This window comes from Prevotella vespertina, assembly GCF_009728485.1.
Taxonomy (GTDB): domain Bacteria; phylum Bacteroidota; class Bacteroidia; order Bacteroidales; family Bacteroidaceae; genus Prevotella; species Prevotella vespertina.
This window is the reverse complement of record NZ_VVIQ01000013.1, coordinates 1-20,388: the sequence shown is the minus strand read 5'-3', so window position 1 is coordinate 20,388 and position 20,388 is coordinate 1. Positions and strand designations below refer to the sequence as shown.

The window sequence follows — 20,388 nt, the reverse complement described above, 5'->3', positions numbered from 1 at the left end:
GGGGGCGTTTCATTGGTGTGAAGAAAGGCTCTCTTCATAACGAAGAAACGCCCTTCTCGATTGGAGAAGGGCGTTTCCTTAATTTCAAAATACAATTACCTCTATCCCCCCTTACCACCCTCTCCCATCCTACTAACAGTATTCACTCCCCTCTCCATTCGGAGAGGGGGCGGGGGAGAGGCTGTAGAGGGGACGGGGGAGAGGCTGCTTCCTTAATTTCAGGAGTGTGTTCCCTCTTGTTTAATCGTACTGTACAAAGGATCGAACCTTATATTTAAACCATGGATAATTCGTATAAGTTCCTACATATCCAGGTCTTGCTTCGAATCGACTACCACCATAATGTGAGGTGCTTGTCCAATAGAATCTATCTTCTGTAATACCAACGAAAGAAACGCCACCAACGGCAGTAAATGCTGATTCGAATAGATAACCATACCAATCATAGGCATAGCTTAATTGCCCTATATCACACACTCTATCAGCAAAACCCAGCAAATCATAAGCATGGAAATAGTCTCTTTGAGAGGGTAAGAACCACTTCTTTGTTGCTAAAGTACCCGTTAAGACGGCTGTAGGGTGGAATGTCGCAGCTGCTTTAAAGGCTGGGAAGTTATCACTCTCACCTCTTACTTTATCTGCAGGAAGCACGTCCGCTCCTGCATAAGAAGCATTCCATGTCTCGTCATAACCGCTGGTTGAGAACTCTCTATAGTACCTACTTGCAGTGCTAACACCAATCCCTCCATCATTACTAATATCATGACTGCTCAGAAGCTTATGGTCATATAATGTCTCAGCAAGCTTATACTTCGTTCCGTTTCCGACCTCTTCTATAGCTGCAGCGAGATGGTTTACGGGGTCAACAACGACTCCGACAGGTGTCTTTCCAGGGTTCTTATGTAGCAAGCCTGTTGTTCCGTCGCTGAAAAGATAGGTGAAATAAGGCTTGATCTTGACGGCTATAGTATAGGTTCCATTGGCTTCTAAGACCTTACCAGCACTCACAAGGCTATTGATAGAACCCTCCATATTCTTCCAAAAGATTTGTCCTTCGCTGATATCCATCTTCAAGTTCTTTGCGTCAGTACCTGGTAGAAGATAATGGAAAGGGGCTGTTGAGGTGTAAGAAAAGTTCTTTCCATACCCTGATGCAGTATATCTTGCCTCTGTACTATTCGGAGAATTATTCTCAGATGCAGCCAATGCAGCTGTAGAGAGGGTTGTGTAAACACCCGTAACAGGATTGTATGACACCTTATTAGGTATGTTTGTCGAGTTTGAAAGGAACTTAGCTTTAAAGTCTTTTACCGTATGCTTCTGTGCTTGAATCTGTGTTCTGACACGCACACCAGCATGTTTAGAGATAATCTTTACTGTTTCTTGCGCCCAAGTAGTACCTGTTGTGACTGTTTGTCGTCCAATGCGTGCAGTCGCAGCTTTATCCAAACTCACCTCAAGAGACTCTCCATTTGCAACGACATCATCGTTGAAACAAACAAAAGTGTAAGTCTTTCCACGCATTAAAAACAACTGGTTAGACGTGCCCGCATCAGGAGTAAAGGTTGAACCATTCATTCTTCCCTTTAGTTCTCCTACTCTCGTCGACCCTTCATAGAATCGAATTGTATAGTGCGTATTGCCTGTTATGGCACGTGTTGCAGGTTCTTTACTTGATTGATCAGGGACAAGTTCGGTAGAAGCACCGCAGTCGTTGAAATCAACTACAGACTTTTGATTATCGCTATTACTACTTACAGCACGTGAAGCAGGTGCCAAATTATCATAGCCTGACTCGATAATCTCAATTCCAACTTTTGCTTTTTGATTACTCGCAGCATCATTTTCTACATTGTTATTACAGCCTACTAACAAGGCTATCACTGCACCAAAACCAATCTTTGTAATTGTACTCTTTAAATTGTATAACATCTTTTTAAGTCTTATCAATGGTTTATTCAAATCCGTGTTCATCGTCTCCTCCGATGTTTTCATTCGGATTCCAATCTTCTTCACTAGAGTTATTTGCATCAGGAGTTATTGGCTTACTATGACATATCATGCCCTCATACTCACAATTAATCTGCACCACTCTCGGTGGAATATAGGTTCTCTTCTTTCTCATAAATGGTTTAATTGTATTTGTTAAATAGTTTTGTTCTAATATAGAAAACGGCGTATTAATTGGCTGCAAAGGTATTAATTAATCTTTATTTACCCCCCCATTTTTGTTAAATAAGCATAAACTATATATAAAACAGTTGCGTTTGCAAATAAAGGAAAGCCTCTCCCCCAACCCAACTACAGCCTCTCCCCCAACCCCTCTCCGAATGGAGAGGGGAGTGAAAACCATTGTTTGTAGATAAAGGAAAGCCTCTCCCCCTCTCCGAACCAGCGGTCACTGACCGAAGGGAAGTAATGGAGAGGGGAGTGAAAACCATTGTTTGCAAATAAAGGGGGCGTTTCGTTGGTGTGAAGAAAGGCTCTCTTCATAACGAAGAAACGCCCTTTTCACATGAAAGAGAGGCTCTTTTAGATAGAAAGAAGTACTTTGGGGGAACACATCCCCTCCTTCGGAGGGGCTTGGGGAGGCTTTCCTTCACTTGCAAACAGCAGTATTCACTCCCCTCTCCATTCGGAGAGGGGACGGGGGTGAGGCTGTAGTTGGACGGAGGTTCGGCTTCTCCTCCCCATCAAGCAACCCATCAAAAGAAGAACCCCGAGAGCTCTCTTTTATAGAACTCTCGGGGTTGCAACATTACTAAAGTATTCGTTTAATAATAAAAACTACTATTATCTTACGCTAATTGTACCATATCTCACCACCGAGTAAATGCTTTGCACTGGCGGTCTCCTGATTATTCTGATTCTCGAAGTCATAGTCATCGAAGAAATCCAAGGTCTTAGTTTCTTTCATTTTAATTACCTCCGTTAATTAGATTAATTAGTAAATTCAATGTTCACACATCGTTAAATGACATGGACAAAGATAGGTAAAATAATTGTAAAAAGCAAGTGATAACATCTTAAAAGGCTATTTTTTAAACATTTTTTACCTGCTCCTCACTTTCACCTAACCCTCCCCTCGTAATCTCACTGATAGTCAGTAGTTTGCAAAGACAGCCCTTCCTTGTGAGAAGGACACAATCCGCTTGTTTATTAAATGACAGATATTAGGGACGAAAGAACATTTTTTTTAAGACAAAAGAACATAAGAACAAAAGTATTGTTAACGCTGAAGAAGATAGGATAAGTTTCATATCATCACCTTCTCAACATCCCCTTTCACAATGCAAACAAGGATAAGCAAACCTACTTCACGTATCTAACATAATATAAGAGCCTTGCTAACATCACTGTCCGCAAGGCTCACTAAAGTCATTTAAAAGACTTTCTTTTAACTATGAAAATTCTATATGAAGATACTACTTCAGCATTGATAAGAGTCGAGATACATCTCTATTCCTCTCTTATCAACCACCTTTTTGTACCTAACTATTACTCAACAACATTGATAGCCTTTGACCCAACAAGTTGCTTCACGGCTGTTGCTTCACTCCCCGCATCCACATATATCGTCTTTAAAGACTTGTTTCCATCTATAATAAGATACTCGTAATCTTCGTCAAAGTCGCCATTGTTCTTTAGATTTAGCTCTGTCATCGCAGACATATTCTCGGCTTCTATGTTGCGAACAATAGGATTAGAAGATAAGTCAAGTTTCTTAATTGGATTGTTAGATACGCTTATCTGGAAGAGCATTGGCAAGTGCGATGTATCAAGCTGCTTAAGTTGATTGTCATAAACAAATAGGAACATCAACTTAGGAAGGTCCAGTGTAAGCGACTCAAGAGCATTATCATAAAGGTTAAGACGCTGTAACACTGGTAGATTCTCAAGTGTTATCTCCTTCAAAACATTGCTATTAGCATGCAACTGTTGTAGTGCTGGAAGATTACGAATGGTCATCTTCCTGATGTTATTCTTAGTGACTTGAATCTGCTCAAGGGCTGGTAAATCTACAGCAGTAAGTTCCGTAAGGGCTGCACCATTAGCCATAAGAAGCTGTAACTTCTTTAGTTGGCTAATATCAAGGCTACTTATATTGGTTCGCTGGATGTAGAGTTGTTCCAAGTTAATATTCTTAGAGAGGTCAAGGGCAGTGAGTTCTGTATCATAAAGACGCAAGTCTTTAAGATTAGTCATCAATGATACATCTAGCTTTGTGATGTTATTACCACATAAGTTGAGCGTCTCCAAACTGGCTAACTTCTCAATAGAAGCAGCGTTGGTAATATCTTGATTCTTCAAATTCAGTGCTCTTAAATTCGTGAATTGCTCCAATCCTACAACGCTCTTGATAACCTTATCGGGGAGAGCATCACCCTTACTATCGAAATGGAAATCAATATCTGTAACCGCTTTTGCCTCTTCTGGGGTTATTTCTCCATCATTATCTTTATCAATAGAAGGCTGCATTGCAAGGAGTTGACGCTTCAAGTTAGCATCCTCAAAGGCAATGGGTTGCTTGTTAGGGTTTTGATTTACGGTAACAGGACACTTCAGTTCGAGGCGCTCTCCCTTACTTTTAACAACTGCAATAATATTCGTCTTGCCAACACCTACAGCCTGGACATCTGTCTTATCATGCGTACGATTGACGGGAGAAGCTATATTATCGGCACCAGTTATCCAAAAGACTTCCACGTCTTGAGGTACACCTGTAAGTGTCACTGTCGCTTTATCCCCTACAGTAAGCGTAAGTTCACTTGGATTCAATTGAGGTTTCAACGTCAAAATAACATCTTCTTTATCACGACAAGCTGTGAGTAAGAAAATAAACAATGTAGCAAATGCTGCATATAATAATCTCTTCTTCATAATAAGTTGGTGTATTTTGTTAATAATGTAAGCGCAAACATAAGGTTTTAAAACCTCGTTTTTGCCCTCGTAGCGGCTGTCACTACCTCACGTAAGAAGGGTTCGTCCATCGAAAGAAGCGACCCTACAAAAGTCTCTGTACTAAAGGTTGCACCCGTAGCTGCCGCAAAGATTAGGGAATTAAGGCGGTTACCATTCACGACATTACCATCAAGATTGCAATTCATCTCACCTGTCTTTGTCGTAAAGAAGCTACCCGAGAAGACTCCACTATCATTACTTACAATAGATTTACCGCCTACCTTTGTACTATACATCAATAGGAAGACATTCGCCGTCATACTTGTTCCATCTCCTTTAATATCACCTGTAAAAGTTCCCACATTATCAATAGACTTTAAAGAGAGCTTTAGGTTTGCCTCATCAAAGGTCACTGGAATCTTCCAATCGAAGCCTGCACTAGTACTGCTAATATGCAGGAATAGCTTACCAGACTCTTGCACAAAGTTTGCAGGGAACTCTATACCACGTTGCTGACCATTAGCATTGTAAGTTCCAACCAATAAGTAAGACTTATCAATGATATCTGCTAAAGCGCCTTGGGTCACTACGATGGAATTACTAACATTCCCACTGCTGTAATTAATCTTAGCTGTTCGAACACGCCCAGTGGTATTTTGTGTATATTTCACTATGAATTTATCATCATCATAACTTGCTGTAAGCCATTCAGCAGTCGTAGTTATGTTTATATCATTGGTGTGTTCTAGGGCAAATTGCTTCTCTCCTGCTTGGTCATTAACAATATAAGAAGGCTCAGCCTGCAATGAAAAGACTAGCCCAGTCTGCTGAACTGTAAGCTGTGTAGAGTCTTTTCCACTCTTAATAGTAAGTTTCGCAGAACGCCCATTGCCACTCTCATTAGGCTGTGCAACGACCTTTACGGTCTTTCCTTCAACCGTTGCAACCGCCCAGGAACTATTCAGAGTAGCAGAGATAACACCTGGTGCCGTCACTTCTACACTCCCTTCGCCACCTTTAGCACCGAAGAGAACATTTGCTTTCACTACTTGTACTTGAGATTCCATCACGTAAGGATTCTCTGTATCATCGCTACATGCAACCACAACAAATAGGGTGGTTAGCAGCATAAACATCGAATATAACTTCTTCATCACATATATCTTATTAAAAAATCGGTGTATCCTAACTGCTAAGAGCATTCTTCCGTTCCAACAGCAAGGCTACACCGAGAATATTAAATGTGAACTTTTATCTAGTTCTTAACTATCTTCAACTTCTTAAACGACTCGTAGCTGCCGAGGTAATTACCTGCATCTGTACCCTCACCTTTGAATGCGCTCATCCAAAGAGCTTCTACGGCACCACCTAAAGAAGACTTTCCTGTGAGAGCGCCAGAGGTTTCGTAGGTGCCTGCAGCATTCTTGGTATAACTCAATGGGAAGCTACAAGTGAATTTACCATTGTACCCTGACCATTGATTGCCCTCATAGAAGAAGATGTTGTAGAAGTACCATGTATCGCCACTAGACATCAATGACTTTCCCATTAGCTGTCTACTTTCCATGTCCAGAGCAAGTTTCTCGGAATTCCAAGTCAACTCTATGGTAACAGGAACGTTGCTGGTCGTCCACTTCATGAGTATCTTTCCATCTGTCTCACGGCTTATTGTAGCTGGAGTAGTTTGTGCGGCATCATAGTAATCATTGAAGTATAAGGTGTAATTACCCGCTACATCCTTATCAAAGTCAGCTTGTGTGACAGTGATAGTAGACTCTCCATCAGCTGTCTTCACCTTGATAACTGCCTTGTTGATATGCCCAGATGTATTGGCAGGAGCCGATACCTTAACACCATTAGACGTCTTTGTAACTGTCAGCCATTCAGAGCCTTCAGAGGTAGTAACCGACTGAATGTCCTCGCCAACATAGAGTTCTCTCTCGAAAGCATCGTCGTTCTTGGATAGTTGAGGGGTGAAGCCATATAGCACGATATTGGCGTCTTCCTTTGCAGTGAGCTTGTTTCCCTCTGCATCAAAGGTCATTTCGCTAACCTTCACACCATTGAAATCCAATGGACTATAGAACCGGATGCCCTTATCAGTAAGTGTGTAAGCAACCTTGCTAGCCACTTCTTTATCGCCAACTGACAAGTTTAACCTGTGATTAGAGAACTTCATCACAACCTTCTTGTCCCCAACTCTACCCTTGCCTTCGGACATCTTGAAGGTAGACTTCATCTTTTTAACAGCTGTGAGATACTCCGTCATGGTCTGATCTGTCAACTTACGGAAGTACATCACATTCTGATTGCGCTTTCCGTGTACCACGATTAAATCACTACCAATGCTATCGATGACAAATTCGAAGTCTCCACCAAGTGCCGTAGTCTGCTCAGAACTAGGTGTAGCAAGCTTGTGCATCCATGCATTATACGTATCGAACGTCAGCACAGGACCATCATCAGCGGTGGTCTTATATAGAGATGTGATTAGATTGGAGGGGTTGGGAGATAATTCACTACCAACGGTTGCCTTATCCGCATCAAACTTCAATACAAAAGCAAAGCCTCCGTACTTCCTTGTCTTATCGGGGTACATATCGAGAACCCATCCCTTCTCTGAACTTGCTAACACATCCTTTGTCTTGTCGAGATAGTCCTTCATCTGTGCAGCAGACGACTCAGGAAACACATCCTCTTGATTCTTCAAACATGACTGAAGCGTCAATGCGGGAAGAAGGAGGAATAAATATGCTAATAACTTATTCATCTTCATAATCTTCAATACTTATTAATTATTGACGGTAAGGTCGGTCAGATTAACTCTGCCAGCCACAATATCATCCTCACGTTGGAGCACTGTCTCACGCAACTTATCAAGATCTATCTTCCATTGTGTCTTCATGTAAGAGCGAACAATGTCCAGTTTCTGTTGGATGAGCTTAGCTCCGTCGGTTCCAGCCTCCGTCATCCACGCATCCCATTGGGACTTTGGATTAGTGATATAGATAGATAACATCTCTGCGAAGTCCTCCACATGTGAATGCTGCGCATAGGCTGAGATGAAGCCATGCTTTAGGTAATAAGGCCTTCCTCCATACGGAGCTTGACTCCAAGCATCGGACACGTACCCATCACCCGTGATGAGTTTGAAGTTTGCAGGATAGTCCTTTGTCTGATTCATGATGTGTGTGAACTCATGATGAATCGTCTTCAAATAATAGGTGTTGAGCTCTTCTCTACTCGTCAAGAACTTATCTAGATGATTAGTACCAGCCAGAAAGATTTTCTTTCCACCCTCGGCAGTACCCAAGATCATCGTTCCATTGTTCTTAAACTCGAAGTCACCAACAGCATAGAACATCTTTGGGAAGTAAGCACGAGTGAAGTTCACGCCTGCCACTTGATCGTAAGCCTCCAAGCAAGAATACTTCACGATGTGTGCCAATTTGACTGCATCTTCCACCTTTGCAGGTATGTTGAAATAGTTCATATCTGTCTCGTTATCCTTGTAACGATAGAGGAACTCAATATTATAAGGTGCTACGAAATTGGCATCCAACCACTTGTCAAACTCGCTGTTGCCGGTTTCATCAGGCTGAATAACACTGGTGCTGTCCAGTTTATCCTCACTACAAGCAGTGAAGGTCATACCTGCCATCGCCAGCAATAAGCTATATATAAAGTATTTGTTCATAACTTATGTCTTATTTAAATAACCAACATTATCAATTCTTCGGAGCCCTTATGAGCTTGTTAGAGAAGTCCACATCCGAGGTAACATTATTGAGGAATTTGTCCAAAGGACCAGCTGGTGCCACCACTGTTGAGCTCTCCCCATTACGTGGGTTAGGCTGTACTCCGGCGTTACGCTGCGGTAGAGGAATCTGAACGGCACGACGTGGATCGTCTTTCTTCAGCACATCCAGGACCTTACTTGGCTGACCGCTGGCATCCATTTCACGGCGTGGAATCTCAATACCATAGCGTTTGATGTCCCACCAACGCTTACCTTCTTGTACAGTCTCAATGCGTCGGAAGCCCAATACACATTGTAACATCGTTTCCTGTACAGAGCCTTCTGCGTCGATATCAAAGGCTGGGTGGAGGTGTTTCTTTACTGTTGACTGCAAGTGATCAACGTCATCATAACAGTAATTCACGCTGTTATAGAAGTTTTGAATCAGTGTTGGAGTCAACGTAACAGTGGTTTTTACGATGTTGTGCATCCATGCGTTGAGATCTTCGCAAGCCTTGTCATACTGTTTCTTCATTATGAGTGCCTCTGCTCTACTAAGCAAGACTTCATCCGTAGTAAACAATGGCAAGGTCAGACGACGGAATCCCGTCTGTGCCACAGGGTCGGTATATTGGAACTTATAAGCCATCTTGTTAAAGAGACAAATATCGAAGTTCGCACCCGCCATATTAAGTGGTCGCTTGTAATAACCGCCTGATCCCCATACATTGTTAGCCAAGATGTCCTCGTTGGCACCAAGGTATCGACCATGAGAATAGCGCTTGTAAACAACGTATGCGCCGAGGTAGATACCTGAAGAAGAGTAGAAGTCGGAGAACATAAGGTTACATCCTAGGTCCGCACTGATATAATGATTGATCAATGCATCATTATCATCTGCCATACTTCCAAGTACTGACCAGTCACGCAGCGGACCACGCTGACCACCCAAACAGAGGTCGGCATACTTGATAGCCTCATCCCATTTCTCATAGAAGAGATAGAATCGAGTGGCAAAAGCATAGGCTGCTTTCACGTTAAAGTGATACTTAGGCACCTTATAGTTATCGCCTACCAATGGTAGAGCCTCCTGTAAGTCCTTATCAATCTGTTCGTAGACTGCAGCTACAGAAGCACGTTCGTGCTTAGCAGTAATCTTCTCCACTTTCGTTGACAAAGGCACTCCTAAATCTTTTGTACTCGTCTTTGTATTGTAAGCAAGACCAAATTCATTGACCAAGATAAAGTGTGCATAAGCCCTACAGAGCAATGCTTCCGCCTTCAGCTGTTGTGCCTTTTCATCCGAGAACTTATACTCTTTGAGTGATTCGAGCACCTGATTCGCATTGGCGATACAATTATAACATGACGACCAAAGGCGTGAAGGCGCCTCATTCGAAGACTCGGTAACATCCTTCCAGAAGTATATCTGGTCACCCAAACGACCTCCATTAGGATTCTCTGCACCATAGTAATCGGCATTATCCGACATCAGTTCGTTCACAAGAGCATATTCGTTAGAAGGATAGGAACTTGTCAGAAGATCTGACATCTTATCCTCCGTGTCAAGAACAGTACGATTATCTGGCATTGTATCAAGGTAGTCATCGCAAGAAGAAAGCGTAGTTACAGATACAGCTGTAGCCAGAACCGATAGGAAAATATATTTCTTTTTCATATTGTAAATATCTAACTATTATGAGAATACAGTTTCTTATTGTCTCTCTTAAAGTCCTAATCTCAGCGTCAAAGTAAACTGCTTTGGTGTAGGAACAGCCACACCACCAGTATTGAAGAACTCCGGATCCTGTCCGTTGAGCTTCTTATCAGCATAAATCAAGAAGAGATTGGTTGCCTGAAGTTTCATTGCTAGTGTGTTAACACCCAATATCTTCACGATAGACTTAGGGAAGTCGTAACCCAAAGAGATCTCTTTCATACGAATGAAGTCGCCCTTTGCCACACGAACATCCGAATAGTTATATGCGCTGTAAGCATACTTTAGATTAGAATCATTGAAGTTCTGACGGCGAGAAGCTATAACAGGAACATTCGTAACCTTCTCATTTCCGGGTACAACCCATCGGTTGCGGAACTCCTTAGTCATGGATGTTAGGTCGTCATACTCATTGCTGAAGACATCATCCAAACGAATTACATTACCGAAGGAATAAGTAACGAACACATTTAAAGAGAAGTTCTTGTAACGGAAGGAGTTACCCAAAGAACCCGTAAATGTAGGATCGATAGGTCCTTCATACTTGAGGAACTTAGTCTTCTCTTTGTCGCGTTCCTGGAAGTAGATGCCTGTTGTGGTAATATTACCATTCTGATCGAGGAACGTTGGGAGTCCTTCTTTATTCAAACCACGGAACGGAATAGAGAACATTGAGCGTACTGGATAACCCACGAGTGGGAAACCTGTACCCTGCACAAGGTCTAAGATACGTGCTGGAGAGTAAAGGTCAGTAATCTTATTCTTGGTATGTGAGAAGATAAAGTCACTGTTCCAAGAGAAGTTCTTATGCTTAATATTCTGTGTAGAAAGTGTGAACTCCAAACCATGTGAACGCATAGAAGCAACGTTCGCACGCAAGAACTCACCATATAACTGGCTATTGAAGTAACCGATGAGGTCATAGTTATTACGCCAGTAAGCATCTATACTGAAGTTAATGCGATTGCTCAAGAAACCTAAGTCAGCACCGATGTTGAACTCATGCTTCTTCTCGTAAGTAAGATCAGAGTTACCCATTGTCATGCTCATACCCGTTTCTGACAAGCTAGCAAATGGACGCCAAGGGGTTGAACTACGATAGATTGGCAACGCATTGGTTACATTTGGACGGTCACCCGTTAGTGAGTAACTCAAGCGCAAAGTGGCATGTGTGAGTGCATCCTTAAATGTATTGGCAAACCAACTCTCCTCATGTGCATTCCAAGCGGTTGATATGTTCCATGTAGGAAGCCAACGGGCAGAACGCGCCTTACCTAAGTAGTTGGTTCCTTCATAGCGTACCGTACCAGTTACCTGATAGCGATGTGCAAAAGAGTAAGTGGCAGTTCCGAAGAAAGCAGCACTACGATAATGGGTGTTAGTCATCCAGAAGTAATCCGACTTCTCCTCCTGTCCTTTCTTGAAGACTTGGTATGCGTAGAGAGGAATCTCGCCTTTTGAATACTGCATACCCCAGCCACGGAACCATATTGAATGGCGGTTTGTATAGTTTGTTTCCATACCACCATAAACGTTAACGATGTGCTTCTCTGCAAATACATCATTATAAGAGAAGGAGAGACGGGTGTCCCAACCGAACGAGCTATTATCTGTTCTCTCATAGATACCACCATAAGGAAGAACCGTGATAGGCAAGTCGTAGATATGATCAGGGTCTTTGTACAAGAATGGGTTCGCCTTGCGAATAGTTGATGTACCCATCTCACGATAAGCAAGAGCTTGATTTGAATTATCAAGGATATTATGCTCCTGCGATGTAGCAGCCGACTTTACAGCAGCCAAGAAAGTAAACTTCAACTTAGAAGTAGGCTTATAATCAATGCTTCCCGATATACGGAAATCGTGCACAGCAAGGTCGATATAGTTATTATTCAACTCACTGAAGATATTGAAAGGAGCATAACTACGTGTGTAGAAGGTATGTGCATCCAATGCACGAGATGTATTCAGCGCATAAGAATAAGGGTTGATATCGAAGTCACGCTTTACTGTTCCTGTCACAGGATCAGTATCTGAACTCAATGTTCCTGGTGCTTTTTGCTTACGATAAGAGGCGTTGCCAATGAGATTGACAGAGAGCTTCTTACTTATATTATGCGTGAAATTGAGGTTTGCGGTATAGCGTTGAACCTTGCTATCGAGCGTCCATCCTGGGTCAAACATAGCTGATAAAGAACCATAGTATTGGCTCTTATCCGTACCACCAGACACACTTACAGAGTGATTGTGCATGATGGCATTAGAGAAGAGTTCGTCAAACCAGTTCGTATTGCGGTACTCTGCATCACGAAGATACGCCAGTTTAGCTTCTGGGGTATTAGGAAGTCCGAACTGCCCCTTATCTGGGTCGTATTGAGTTATCAGTTGATACATCTTTCCGTAGATACCGCTATTGGCTGCATTAGCCGTCTCTGCATAGTTAAGATAGCCCTTTTGCTGCAATTCCTGATAGATCGCCATCTGGTCCTGAGAGTTCATTATGTTGAAATTGCGGTAACTTGGCTTCAGTCGCAAGGTGTATTCTCCAGTGTAATTGATGTGTGCTTGACCTGCACGACCCTTCTTTGTCGTTACAACAATCACACCCGCCATCGCGCGCGCACCATATATAGAGGTGGCAGAACCGTCCTTCAGGATCTGAAAACTCTCTATATCGTCAGAGTTCAAACCTGCAATAGCAGAAGAGATAAGGGTGTTAGCATCACCTGAAGAGAGTTGGTCAGCTGATACATCGACCACATCTTCCATGATGACACCATCTACCACCCATAGAGGCTTTGATGATCCGAAGATAGAAGTAGCACCACGCACACGAATCTTAGGTGCTGTACCAAAGGTTCCTGATACGTTCTGAACACTCACACCAGCGGCTTTACCTTCCAAAGAACGGCTCACATCCGCCATACCATCAATCTTCGTTTTAGAGGCATCAAGCTTTGTTGCCGCACCAGAGAACAATCTCTTGTCCTGTTGGGTCATACCAGTTACGACCACTTCATTTAGTGTGTGATTGTCATTAGTAAGCGTTACCACCATTCCAGCCTTAGGACTTAAGGTTTGGGTTGCCATACCAATGTAACTCACGACAAGCTTCTTTCCTGCAGGAACATCAAGTGAGAACTTACCATCAATGTCGGTAACTGTACCCATCGTCGTGCCTTGTATCATAACAGAAGCACCTATGATGGGATCACCATCGTCCTGAGAAATAACAGTACCAGTAATCTTTGTTTGGCCGAAAGCTGTACCAATTGACAGCAAGAGAGCAAACAAGAATAGTGCTAATCTTTTCTCCATAGATCTCGTTTTTGATTTAACTGAATTGAAAATAGTGATATTATACTATTAAAAACGTCGCTCAGCAGTAACGCTTCGCATAGTTATTTTAAGTATAGAATTAAGTCTCTTCGTTTATGGCTTTCGCCTTCTTCAAATGTTATTAGTTGATAATTATTATAGTTTAGAACCTTACGTGCATTGCAAGTAGGCTCGATGACAAATTTAGAGAATAAATAGAAAAAAAGCAAGTAATTGATATAAAAAATTACAATTCAGCCTTTATTTTGTTGTAAGTATCATTATTTATAATCTAAAAATACATATTTTATACAGCGAAAAAGGTGCTTACAATATAAAAAATGTAAATAAAACACGCATTAATTAACACTTTGTTATTATCAAAGAGGGACTGCACTACGAACTAACTAAAGCCTATCCACAGCCTATCTACAGCCTCACCCCCGTCCCCTCTCCGAATGGAGAGGGGCGTGAAAACCATTGTTTGCAGATGAAGGAAAGCCTCTCCCCCATCCCCTCTCCGAATGGAGAGGGGAGTGAAAACTATTGTTTGCAAATAAAGGGGGCGTCTTGTCAAATTGAAGAAAGGCTCTTTTCATAACGAAGAAACGCCCTTCTGCAATCTAGAAGGGCGTTCCTTTAATTTTAGAATATGATTACCTCTATTCCCACTAATCATCCTCTCCCATCCTACTAGCAGTCTTCACTCCCCTCTCCATTCGGAGAGGGGACGGGGGTGAGGCTGTAGTTGGGTTGGGGGTGAGGCTTCCCCTTACTATCAGAACACATCTTTCTCACCTTTTCTTATAACCTTTAATAATAAGAATAGATAATATTACGCTTTATAATTGATATACATCAAGAAACATCACAGTCGATGAAAAATAACCCTCGAAACGTTTGTCACTTCAAAAAAAGGGTGTACCTTTGCATCGTAATCAAGATACAATACGTATCTAATTACCAATGAGGTCTTAGTATCTTTGTAGGTACATAAGATTGCTCAGGATTACAATTTGAATAAGAAGATTTGTTTAGGTTAGTAATAGATTTAGGTTTTTAGTTATATTTTAGGTAAAGATTGTAGAAACATCAACGTCGTGAGACGATGGTTATTCGGAGGTAACGGAAGAGCGGAAGCTCTGCCGTTTTCTTTTTTTTATAGGGCTTATGAAGAACGTTGAAGTGCAATTTGATTTATATTATTAGGTGTATTCTCAAAAACAGAAGGATGATTACCTCTGGTGCTACCAGGGTTTCAAAGGAATTCGGGAAAGCTGGTTGTCAAAAGGAATTGGGGCGATATTGTGAGGTTAGTAACACTCGAGAAAAGAGAAAAGCTAGTTGCCTTAAGATTCCTAAGACAACTAGCTTTTTTATTTCTAAGAGCTTGCAAGGTTCTTTTCTATACCTTATCCTATAAATAAACAGCCTATTTGGAAGACCACCGCACTGACCACCCACGCCAGAGCTGTGGTGTAACTGGCTGCGAAAAGAGCCCATCCCCAACTGCCCGTCTCGCCTTTTATCGCTGCAATCGTGGCTATGCAAGGGAAATAAAGCAGCACAAAAAGGAGGAAGCAGAAGGCTGTCAGCGTTGCTATTGGCTGTGCTTTCTCATAAGAAATACCATGTAATTGCGCTACATCTTGCGTTATCAGTTCGTGTAACTTCACATACTTCCCTGATTCGGAACTGAAGTTACTATCGTCCTTAAAGCTATCGTCGTTAGAATAAAGCACTCCCATCGTGGAGGCAACAATCTCTTTTGCACCCACACCAGCCAACAGTCCGACATCTAACTTCCAGTTGAATCCCATCGGACGGAACACTGGTTCGACCGCACGACCTACTCTTCCGATGTAACTCTGCTCCTGTTGTTGCTGATTGGAAACGCTCGGATCATCCGTATGAGGGAAGTAACCGAGTGCCCAAACGATGATGGATGCGACCAAGATAATGCCTCCCATCTTCTTCAAATACTGCTTTCCCTTCTCCCAAGTATGCCTTCCAATCGCCTTCCAAGTAGGGAATCGATAAGGAGGAAGCTCCATCACGAAGGGCGTATCTTCGCCTTTTACAACGAAGGCAGAGAACAATCGACTCATTACAATAGCCATTAACACACCGATGACATAGAGTGACAGCATAGCTAATGACCGATATTTAAGGGCAAAGAACGAACCTGTTATCATAACATAAATAGGTAGTCTTGCCGAACAACTCATCAATGGAAGGATTAACATTGTTATGAGTCTACTGCGCTGACTCTCAATGGTTCGGGTAGACATCACCGCTGGTACGTTACAGCCAAAGCCCATAATCAATGGAATGAAGGACTTTCCATGCAGCCCCATCTTATGCATTAAGCGGTCCATAATGAATGCCGCGCGTGCCATGTAACCGCTATCTTCCATGTAAGAGATGAAGAAGTAGAGGATAAGAATCTGTGGTAAGAACACGATAACAGCCCCAACTCCACCGATAACTCCTTCTACTAACATCGCTTTAACAGGTCCGTCAGGCATATTCTGGCTGATGAAGTCGCCTAACCAGGCTACTCCTGCATCGATCCAGTCCATTGGGTACTGTCCAATAACGAATGTTGCGGTGAACATCAAGAGCAAGATTAAGAAGAAGATAGGGAACCCTAAGTACTTATTCGTTAGTATCTTGTCGATGAGATGGGTTGTGTGATAGGTGTCTTTCTTATCTCCTGTGGTATAACCCGACTCCTCCAAAGCTCCATGAATGAACCCGTATTTAGCGTCCATGATGGCTGTTTCGCAATCGTTGTGCGTTTCTTCGTTCACACGTTGCGCTGCTCTGTCACGGTGCTGGAATATTTCTAGGGAATCGCCAAGCGGTTGGATGAGTCGTTCCACATCCTTATCGCCTTCAAGGAGTTTGATAGCTAGATAGCGGGTAGAGTATTGCTGACGCAAATCAGGGTAGTTCTTCAAATGTTCCTGAATATCTCTTATACCCTGTTCTATCTCATGTCCGTGGTTAATATGGATGTGTCTGAACTGTAAACTCTCATCTTCTTTGCCCTCATAGACGGCTATCACCTGATGAAAAAGCTCTTTCACACCACGTCCAGAGGTAAAGACTGTGGGCACCATAGGCGTTCCGAAGAGTTCAGATAACTTCTCGTAATCAATATGGTCGCCCCTTTCTTCGGTCTCATCATACATATTTAAGGCGCAGACCATGCGCACGTGCATGTCAATGAGCTGTGTGGTGAGGTAAAGGTTACGCTCCAAATTGGACGCATCGATGACGTTGATGACGATATCGGGCGTCTCCTCGACCAACTGTTTACGCACATATAGCTCCTCAGGACTATATGCTGACAGGCTATAAGTGCCTGGTAAGTCGACAAGATGGAACTCATATCCTTCATACTCAGCACGTCCCACCTTCGCATCTACGGTCACTCCGGAGTAGTTACCCACCCTTTCATGCGCTCCAGAAGCGAAGTTGAACAAGGAAGTCTTCCCACAGTTAGGGTTGCCAACGAGTGCTACATTGATAGTCTTAGCGCGTCGTTTCGACTCTTCCGATGGTTCCGAAGGCATCAAGGCATGGTCTTCTTTATCATGCGGATCCGCCATTGTAGCCGTATTCAGGTTCTGTTTCTTGTCCTGGGAATCGCCTTTTTGCACCTCATCAAGGTGCACAACCTCTATTTGGTCAGCCTCGCTATGTCGCAAACTGACCTCATATCCCATAATCTTATACTTCACTGGGTCACGAAGTGGCGCATTCAAAAGCACCTCCACTTGCTTTCCTTCGATAAAGCCCATCTCTATTATGCGCTTACGGAAACCGCCATGTCCGGACACCTTAACGATGATTCCGACCTCACCCGTTTGTAATGATGATAGTTTCATATCTATTCCTTTATTTGCATTGTTCGATTAGGTGCATCAAAAGTAATACGTATTCGTTCTCCTTCTAACGCTCCTAACACAATATGCAAAGGTAGTGAAAAAAACTGATAAGACGCTGGTTATTGGCGCTTCTAAGTAGTAAATACCTACTAGTAGGTATCTATTCAGACGAAATAACACGATGTCATGGTATTTATTTGACAGATTCCTTTCATCCAAATCAGCCCTATCGTGAAGAACTGCCGATAGGCTCTCTTTCCTCCTCGAATAGGCAGGGAAGAAAGGAGGCGGTGCTGATGGCGTTAGAAAGAGACGCTTTCTTCCCCCCTAAAAGGGCGTTTCCTTCATGCCAAGAGAGGCTCTCTTTCAAGCAAGAAGGGCGTTTCCTTCAATCCACCTAACACCCTCCAATAACTCTACTAACATCCCTATGTAGCTCTTACTTGCTTTCCCTCGCTTTGAATTGTACCTTTGCAATGTGTTCAGAAAGTATCTGTTCACATAAACAAGTTATAATATAAATATATAAGTACATGAATGTAAAGAATCGAAATCCAACCCCCGTTGACCTCGAGCAACGCCTTTCTCCCCACTTCACACTCGGTGAGATGTTGCGATCGGGAACGGCTATTCAATTAAATATTGATAATATGCCGGGGAAGAATCCATCGCCTTTTGAACCTTCGTATGACGATGTCATAGAGAACTTAAAGGCATTGGCTGTGAATGTGTTAGAACCTCTCAGACAACAAGTAGGACGAGTGATTATCACGAGCGGATACCGCTGTCAACAACTCAACGCGGCTGTTGGAGGCGTAGCTAACTCACAACACCTGCGAGGGGAGGCTGCTGATATACATTTCACAACGCCCGAAATAAGGGATAAATATATCCGTGTGTTGCTCAAAACGAACTTTGATCAAATCATTCTGGAACCTGTCAACCAACCTGTAAAGCGTTGGATACACGTCAGTTACAAACGCTCTGGGGTGAATCGACACAAGTTTATCAATCACAGATAAGGCTTCGAATGAATCAAAAGTACGCTTTTATAGTATTATATCTTTATATATTTACATTTTCAATCATTTGTTATTTACATCATTAATTATTCACTTTTTAAATCATTAAAACTATGTCTATTAAGTATCGTTTGTATCAAGACAACCGCACAAACAGTAAGCACAAGGGTGCATGGTACGCCCGCGCCTTCTCTCCCGAACTAGTGGATATGAAGGAGTTAGCCAATCGCATCAACAATTCCTGTACGGTGACTCACTCGGATGTGATTGCTGTCATCACTGCACTAGTGGGCGAGATGAACTACGCACTGCGTGAGGGTAAGCGTGTGAAACTCGATAGTTTGGGTACGTTCCGAGTAGGAATTCACTCGCAAGGGGTGACGAATGTCAAGGATTTTAACGTCCAAAAGCACATCTCCCGACCTCATGTTATCTTCACACCAGCCGTTAGCGTTGGGGCAGACCGACGTCGCACACCTCTCTTATTGACGGGCTTAAAGGTGCAGGAATCGCTTATTTATAAGGGTTCCACTAAGAAGAAAGGGGGCAAGAAAGGCTCCGATCCCGCTTCATCTGAGGGCTCTGAGGAACATGGACCAATATCTGCTGGATAATAGAATGTCTATTGGCAAGAAGAGAGTTAAGTACTAATTTTTTCATTATTAAAGTCGTATAATCATGATCAAACCATCTACATGGAGAACAATTCTCCAACTAGCTGTGACCATCATCACCGCTATTGCCACCACTTTGGGTGTAACGTCTTGTAGGTAATTAGCCTACTTCTATAACGCAGCCTGCGGACAACCAGTACTCTGGTGTTCGCAGGCTGTATCGTTTCTAATACCTTGCTCCCCTACTCCAGTGAGTTGCATACGCACTAAAAAAACGTAAGCTATTTTGCAATAGATGGTCGATAGTAACACTAGAAAACGTAACCTAGCTTTGTATTGACAATCGATAATTACACAAGAAAAGGTAAACTGACTTTGTATTGACAATCAATAATAACACAAGAAAACGTAAATTGTCTTTGTATTGACAATCAATAATTACACAAGAAAACGTAAATTGTCTCGGGATAGATGGTCAATAGTAGTCTAATTAGTAGACTTTATTACGCCTATGTATCGTGTTGATTCTTAAAGCCTTACGCTGGTAATAGCCGACAAATACGTAAGTTTCGACCGACCAAAGGGGAACTTCCATGCGACAAATTGGTAGGCTCTTTGCGACAAAAGGGGAGGTTATTTTGAAAGAGGGCGACAGAAAGGGAGGAAGAGGGCGACAAATTAGTAGTTTGTAGTGCTTTTCTTTCCTTTTTGTTTACATTATCTCGATTATAGCGAACATTTATCTCTTTTCAAGCTCGGTTTCTTCTTTTATGAAATGGATTATCTTTAATAATCCAAACGTGCAACTCTCACGTTATCAGTGACATGTAGTTATGTGCGACAGATTAGTAAGTTGATACCCTAACAAGCATGAGTAAGAATGCGACAGATACGGAGTTTATTGAAAATAATTAAACTTTACACTTTTTTGTCGCCGTTTATATAAATATATAATAGAATGTTTATGTTTAAAGATAGCGCACAGCTGGAGCATTGAAAACGAATATCTAGGGCATTGAAAATCCGTTTTTATGACAGAAGAACAGGTTTTTTAGACAGAAGGACTCTAAGTTTGCAGCAAGAAACTTAAACAGGGTATAATCCCCTTTAGGAAGCAAGGTTGATTCATTACCTTTGTTGTCAAAAGGAAGAACCAGCCTACAGGATAGGGAAACTATAG

General features: G+C 42.4%; 12 protein-coding genes. 3 read left to right on the top strand and 9 right to left on the bottom strand.

The genetic code is table 11. From position 1 onward, the window contains the following. Positions 1–240: 240 nt before the first annotated feature. From F0475_RS10175 to feoB, 9 genes are all read right to left on the bottom strand, one after another. Positions 241–1,932, bottom strand: a complete 1,692-nt coding sequence (locus F0475_RS10175) for a hypothetical protein (protein ID WP_155716548.1) — start codon at positions 1,930–1,932, stop codon at positions 241–243. Between the two features lie 22 nt (positions 1,933–1,954). After that, positions 1,955–2,125: a hypothetical protein gene (locus tag F0475_RS10170; protein WP_155716547.1), complete on the bottom strand. Its 171-nt coding sequence runs from the start codon at positions 2,123–2,125 to the stop codon at positions 1,955–1,957. Between the two features lie 1,373 nt (positions 2,126–3,498). Then, positions 3,499–4,881, bottom strand: a complete 1,383-nt coding sequence (locus F0475_RS10165; protein ID WP_155716546.1) for an Ig-like domain-containing protein — start codon at positions 4,879–4,881, stop codon at positions 3,499–3,501. Positions 4,882–4,928: 47 nt separating this feature from the next. Continuing rightward, on the bottom strand, positions 4,929–6,056 hold the full coding sequence (locus F0475_RS10160) for a BACON domain-containing protein (RefSeq protein WP_155716545.1): 1,128 nt from the start codon (positions 6,054–6,056) through the stop codon (positions 4,929–4,931). Between the two features lie 101 nt (positions 6,057–6,157). Continuing rightward, the gene (locus F0475_RS10155; RefSeq protein WP_234422998.1) at positions 6,158–7,672 is read right to left on the bottom strand and encodes a DUF4302 domain-containing protein; all 1,515 of its coding nucleotides are present in this window, start codon (positions 7,670–7,672) and stop codon (positions 6,158–6,160) included. 21 nt (positions 7,673–7,693) lie between these two features. Continuing rightward, positions 7,694–8,599: a zinc-binding metallopeptidase gene (locus tag F0475_RS10150; protein ID WP_155716543.1), complete on the bottom strand. Its 906-nt coding sequence runs from the start codon at positions 8,597–8,599 to the stop codon at positions 7,694–7,696. A gap of 31 nt (positions 8,600–8,630) precedes the next feature. Continuing rightward, on the bottom strand, positions 8,631–10,319 hold the full coding sequence (locus F0475_RS10145) for a RagB/SusD family nutrient uptake outer membrane protein (RefSeq protein WP_155716542.1): 1,689 nt from the start codon (positions 10,317–10,319) through the stop codon (positions 8,631–8,633). A 48-nt stretch (positions 10,320–10,367) separates the two neighbouring features. Next, positions 10,368–13,676, bottom strand: coding sequence for a SusC/RagA family TonB-linked outer membrane protein (locus F0475_RS10140; RefSeq protein ID WP_155716541.1), 3,309 nt, complete (start codon positions 13,674–13,676; stop codon positions 10,368–10,370). 1,412 nt (positions 13,677–15,088) lie between these two features. Continuing rightward, a complete protein-coding gene (feoB, locus tag F0475_RS10135) occupies positions 15,089–17,572 on the bottom strand; it encodes a ferrous iron transport protein B (protein ID WP_155716540.1) in 2,484 nt (827 codons plus the stop codon). A 533-nt stretch (positions 17,573–18,105) separates the two neighbouring features. Between feoB and F0475_RS10130 the strand changes: the two genes are divergently transcribed. The 3 genes from F0475_RS10130 to F0475_RS10120 all read left to right on the top strand — a co-directional run bounded on the left by F0475_RS10130 (position 18,106) and on the right by F0475_RS10120 (position 19,368). Then, the gene (locus tag F0475_RS10130) at positions 18,106–18,594 is read left to right on the top strand and encodes a D-Ala-D-Ala carboxypeptidase family metallohydrolase (RefSeq protein WP_155716539.1); all 489 of its coding nucleotides are present in this window, start codon (positions 18,106–18,108) and stop codon (positions 18,592–18,594) included. A gap of 113 nt (positions 18,595–18,707) precedes the next feature. After that, positions 18,708–19,208, top strand: coding sequence for an HU family DNA-binding protein (locus tag F0475_RS10125; protein ID WP_155716538.1), 501 nt, complete (start codon positions 18,708–18,710; stop codon positions 19,206–19,208). 64 nt (positions 19,209–19,272) lie between these two features. Continuing rightward, positions 19,273–19,368 (top strand): smalltalk protein, encoded by a 96-nt coding sequence (locus F0475_RS10120; protein WP_155716537.1) that lies wholly within the window; start codon positions 19,273–19,275, stop codon positions 19,366–19,368. The last annotated feature ends 1,020 nt before the right edge of the window (positions 19,369–20,388 follow it).

Bases quoted from the DNA above. Each gene is read 5' to 3' on its own strand.
- F0475_RS10175 (WP_155716548.1), bottom strand. From the start codon at position 1,932: ATGTTATACAATTTAAAGAGTACAATTACAAAGATTGGTTTTGGTGCA.
- F0475_RS10170 (WP_155716547.1), bottom strand. From the start codon at position 2,125: ATGAGAAAGAAGAGAACCTATATTCCACCGAGAGTGGTGCAGATTAAT.
- F0475_RS10165 (WP_155716546.1), bottom strand. From the start codon at position 4,881: ATGAAGAAGAGATTATTATATGCAGCATTTGCTACATTGTTTATTTTC.
- F0475_RS10160 (WP_155716545.1), bottom strand. From the start codon at position 6,056: ATGAAGAAGTTATATTCGATGTTTATGCTGCTAACCACCCTATTTGTT.
- F0475_RS10155 (WP_234422998.1), bottom strand. From the start codon at position 7,672: ATGAATAAGTTATTAGCATATTTATTCCTCCTTCTTCCCGCATTGACG.
- F0475_RS10150 (WP_155716543.1), bottom strand. From the start codon at position 8,599: ATGAACAAATACTTTATATATAGCTTATTGCTGGCGATGGCAGGTATG.
- F0475_RS10145 (WP_155716542.1), bottom strand. From the start codon at position 10,319: ATGAAAAAGAAATATATTTTCCTATCGGTTCTGGCTACAGCTGTATCT.
- F0475_RS10140 (WP_155716541.1), bottom strand. From the start codon at position 13,676: ATGGAGAAAAGATTAGCACTATTCTTGTTTGCTCTCTTGCTGTCAATT.
- feoB (WP_155716540.1), bottom strand. From the start codon at position 17,572: ATGAAACTATCATCATTACAAACGGGTGAGGTCGGAATCATCGTTAAG.
- F0475_RS10130 (WP_155716539.1), top strand. From the start codon at position 18,106: ATGAATGTAAAGAATCGAAATCCAACCCCCGTTGACCTCGAGCAACGC.
- F0475_RS10125 (WP_155716538.1), top strand. From the start codon at position 18,708: ATGTCTATTAAGTATCGTTTGTATCAAGACAACCGCACAAACAGTAAG.
- F0475_RS10120 (WP_155716537.1), top strand. From the start codon at position 19,273: ATGATCAAACCATCTACATGGAGAACAATTCTCCAACTAGCTGTGACC.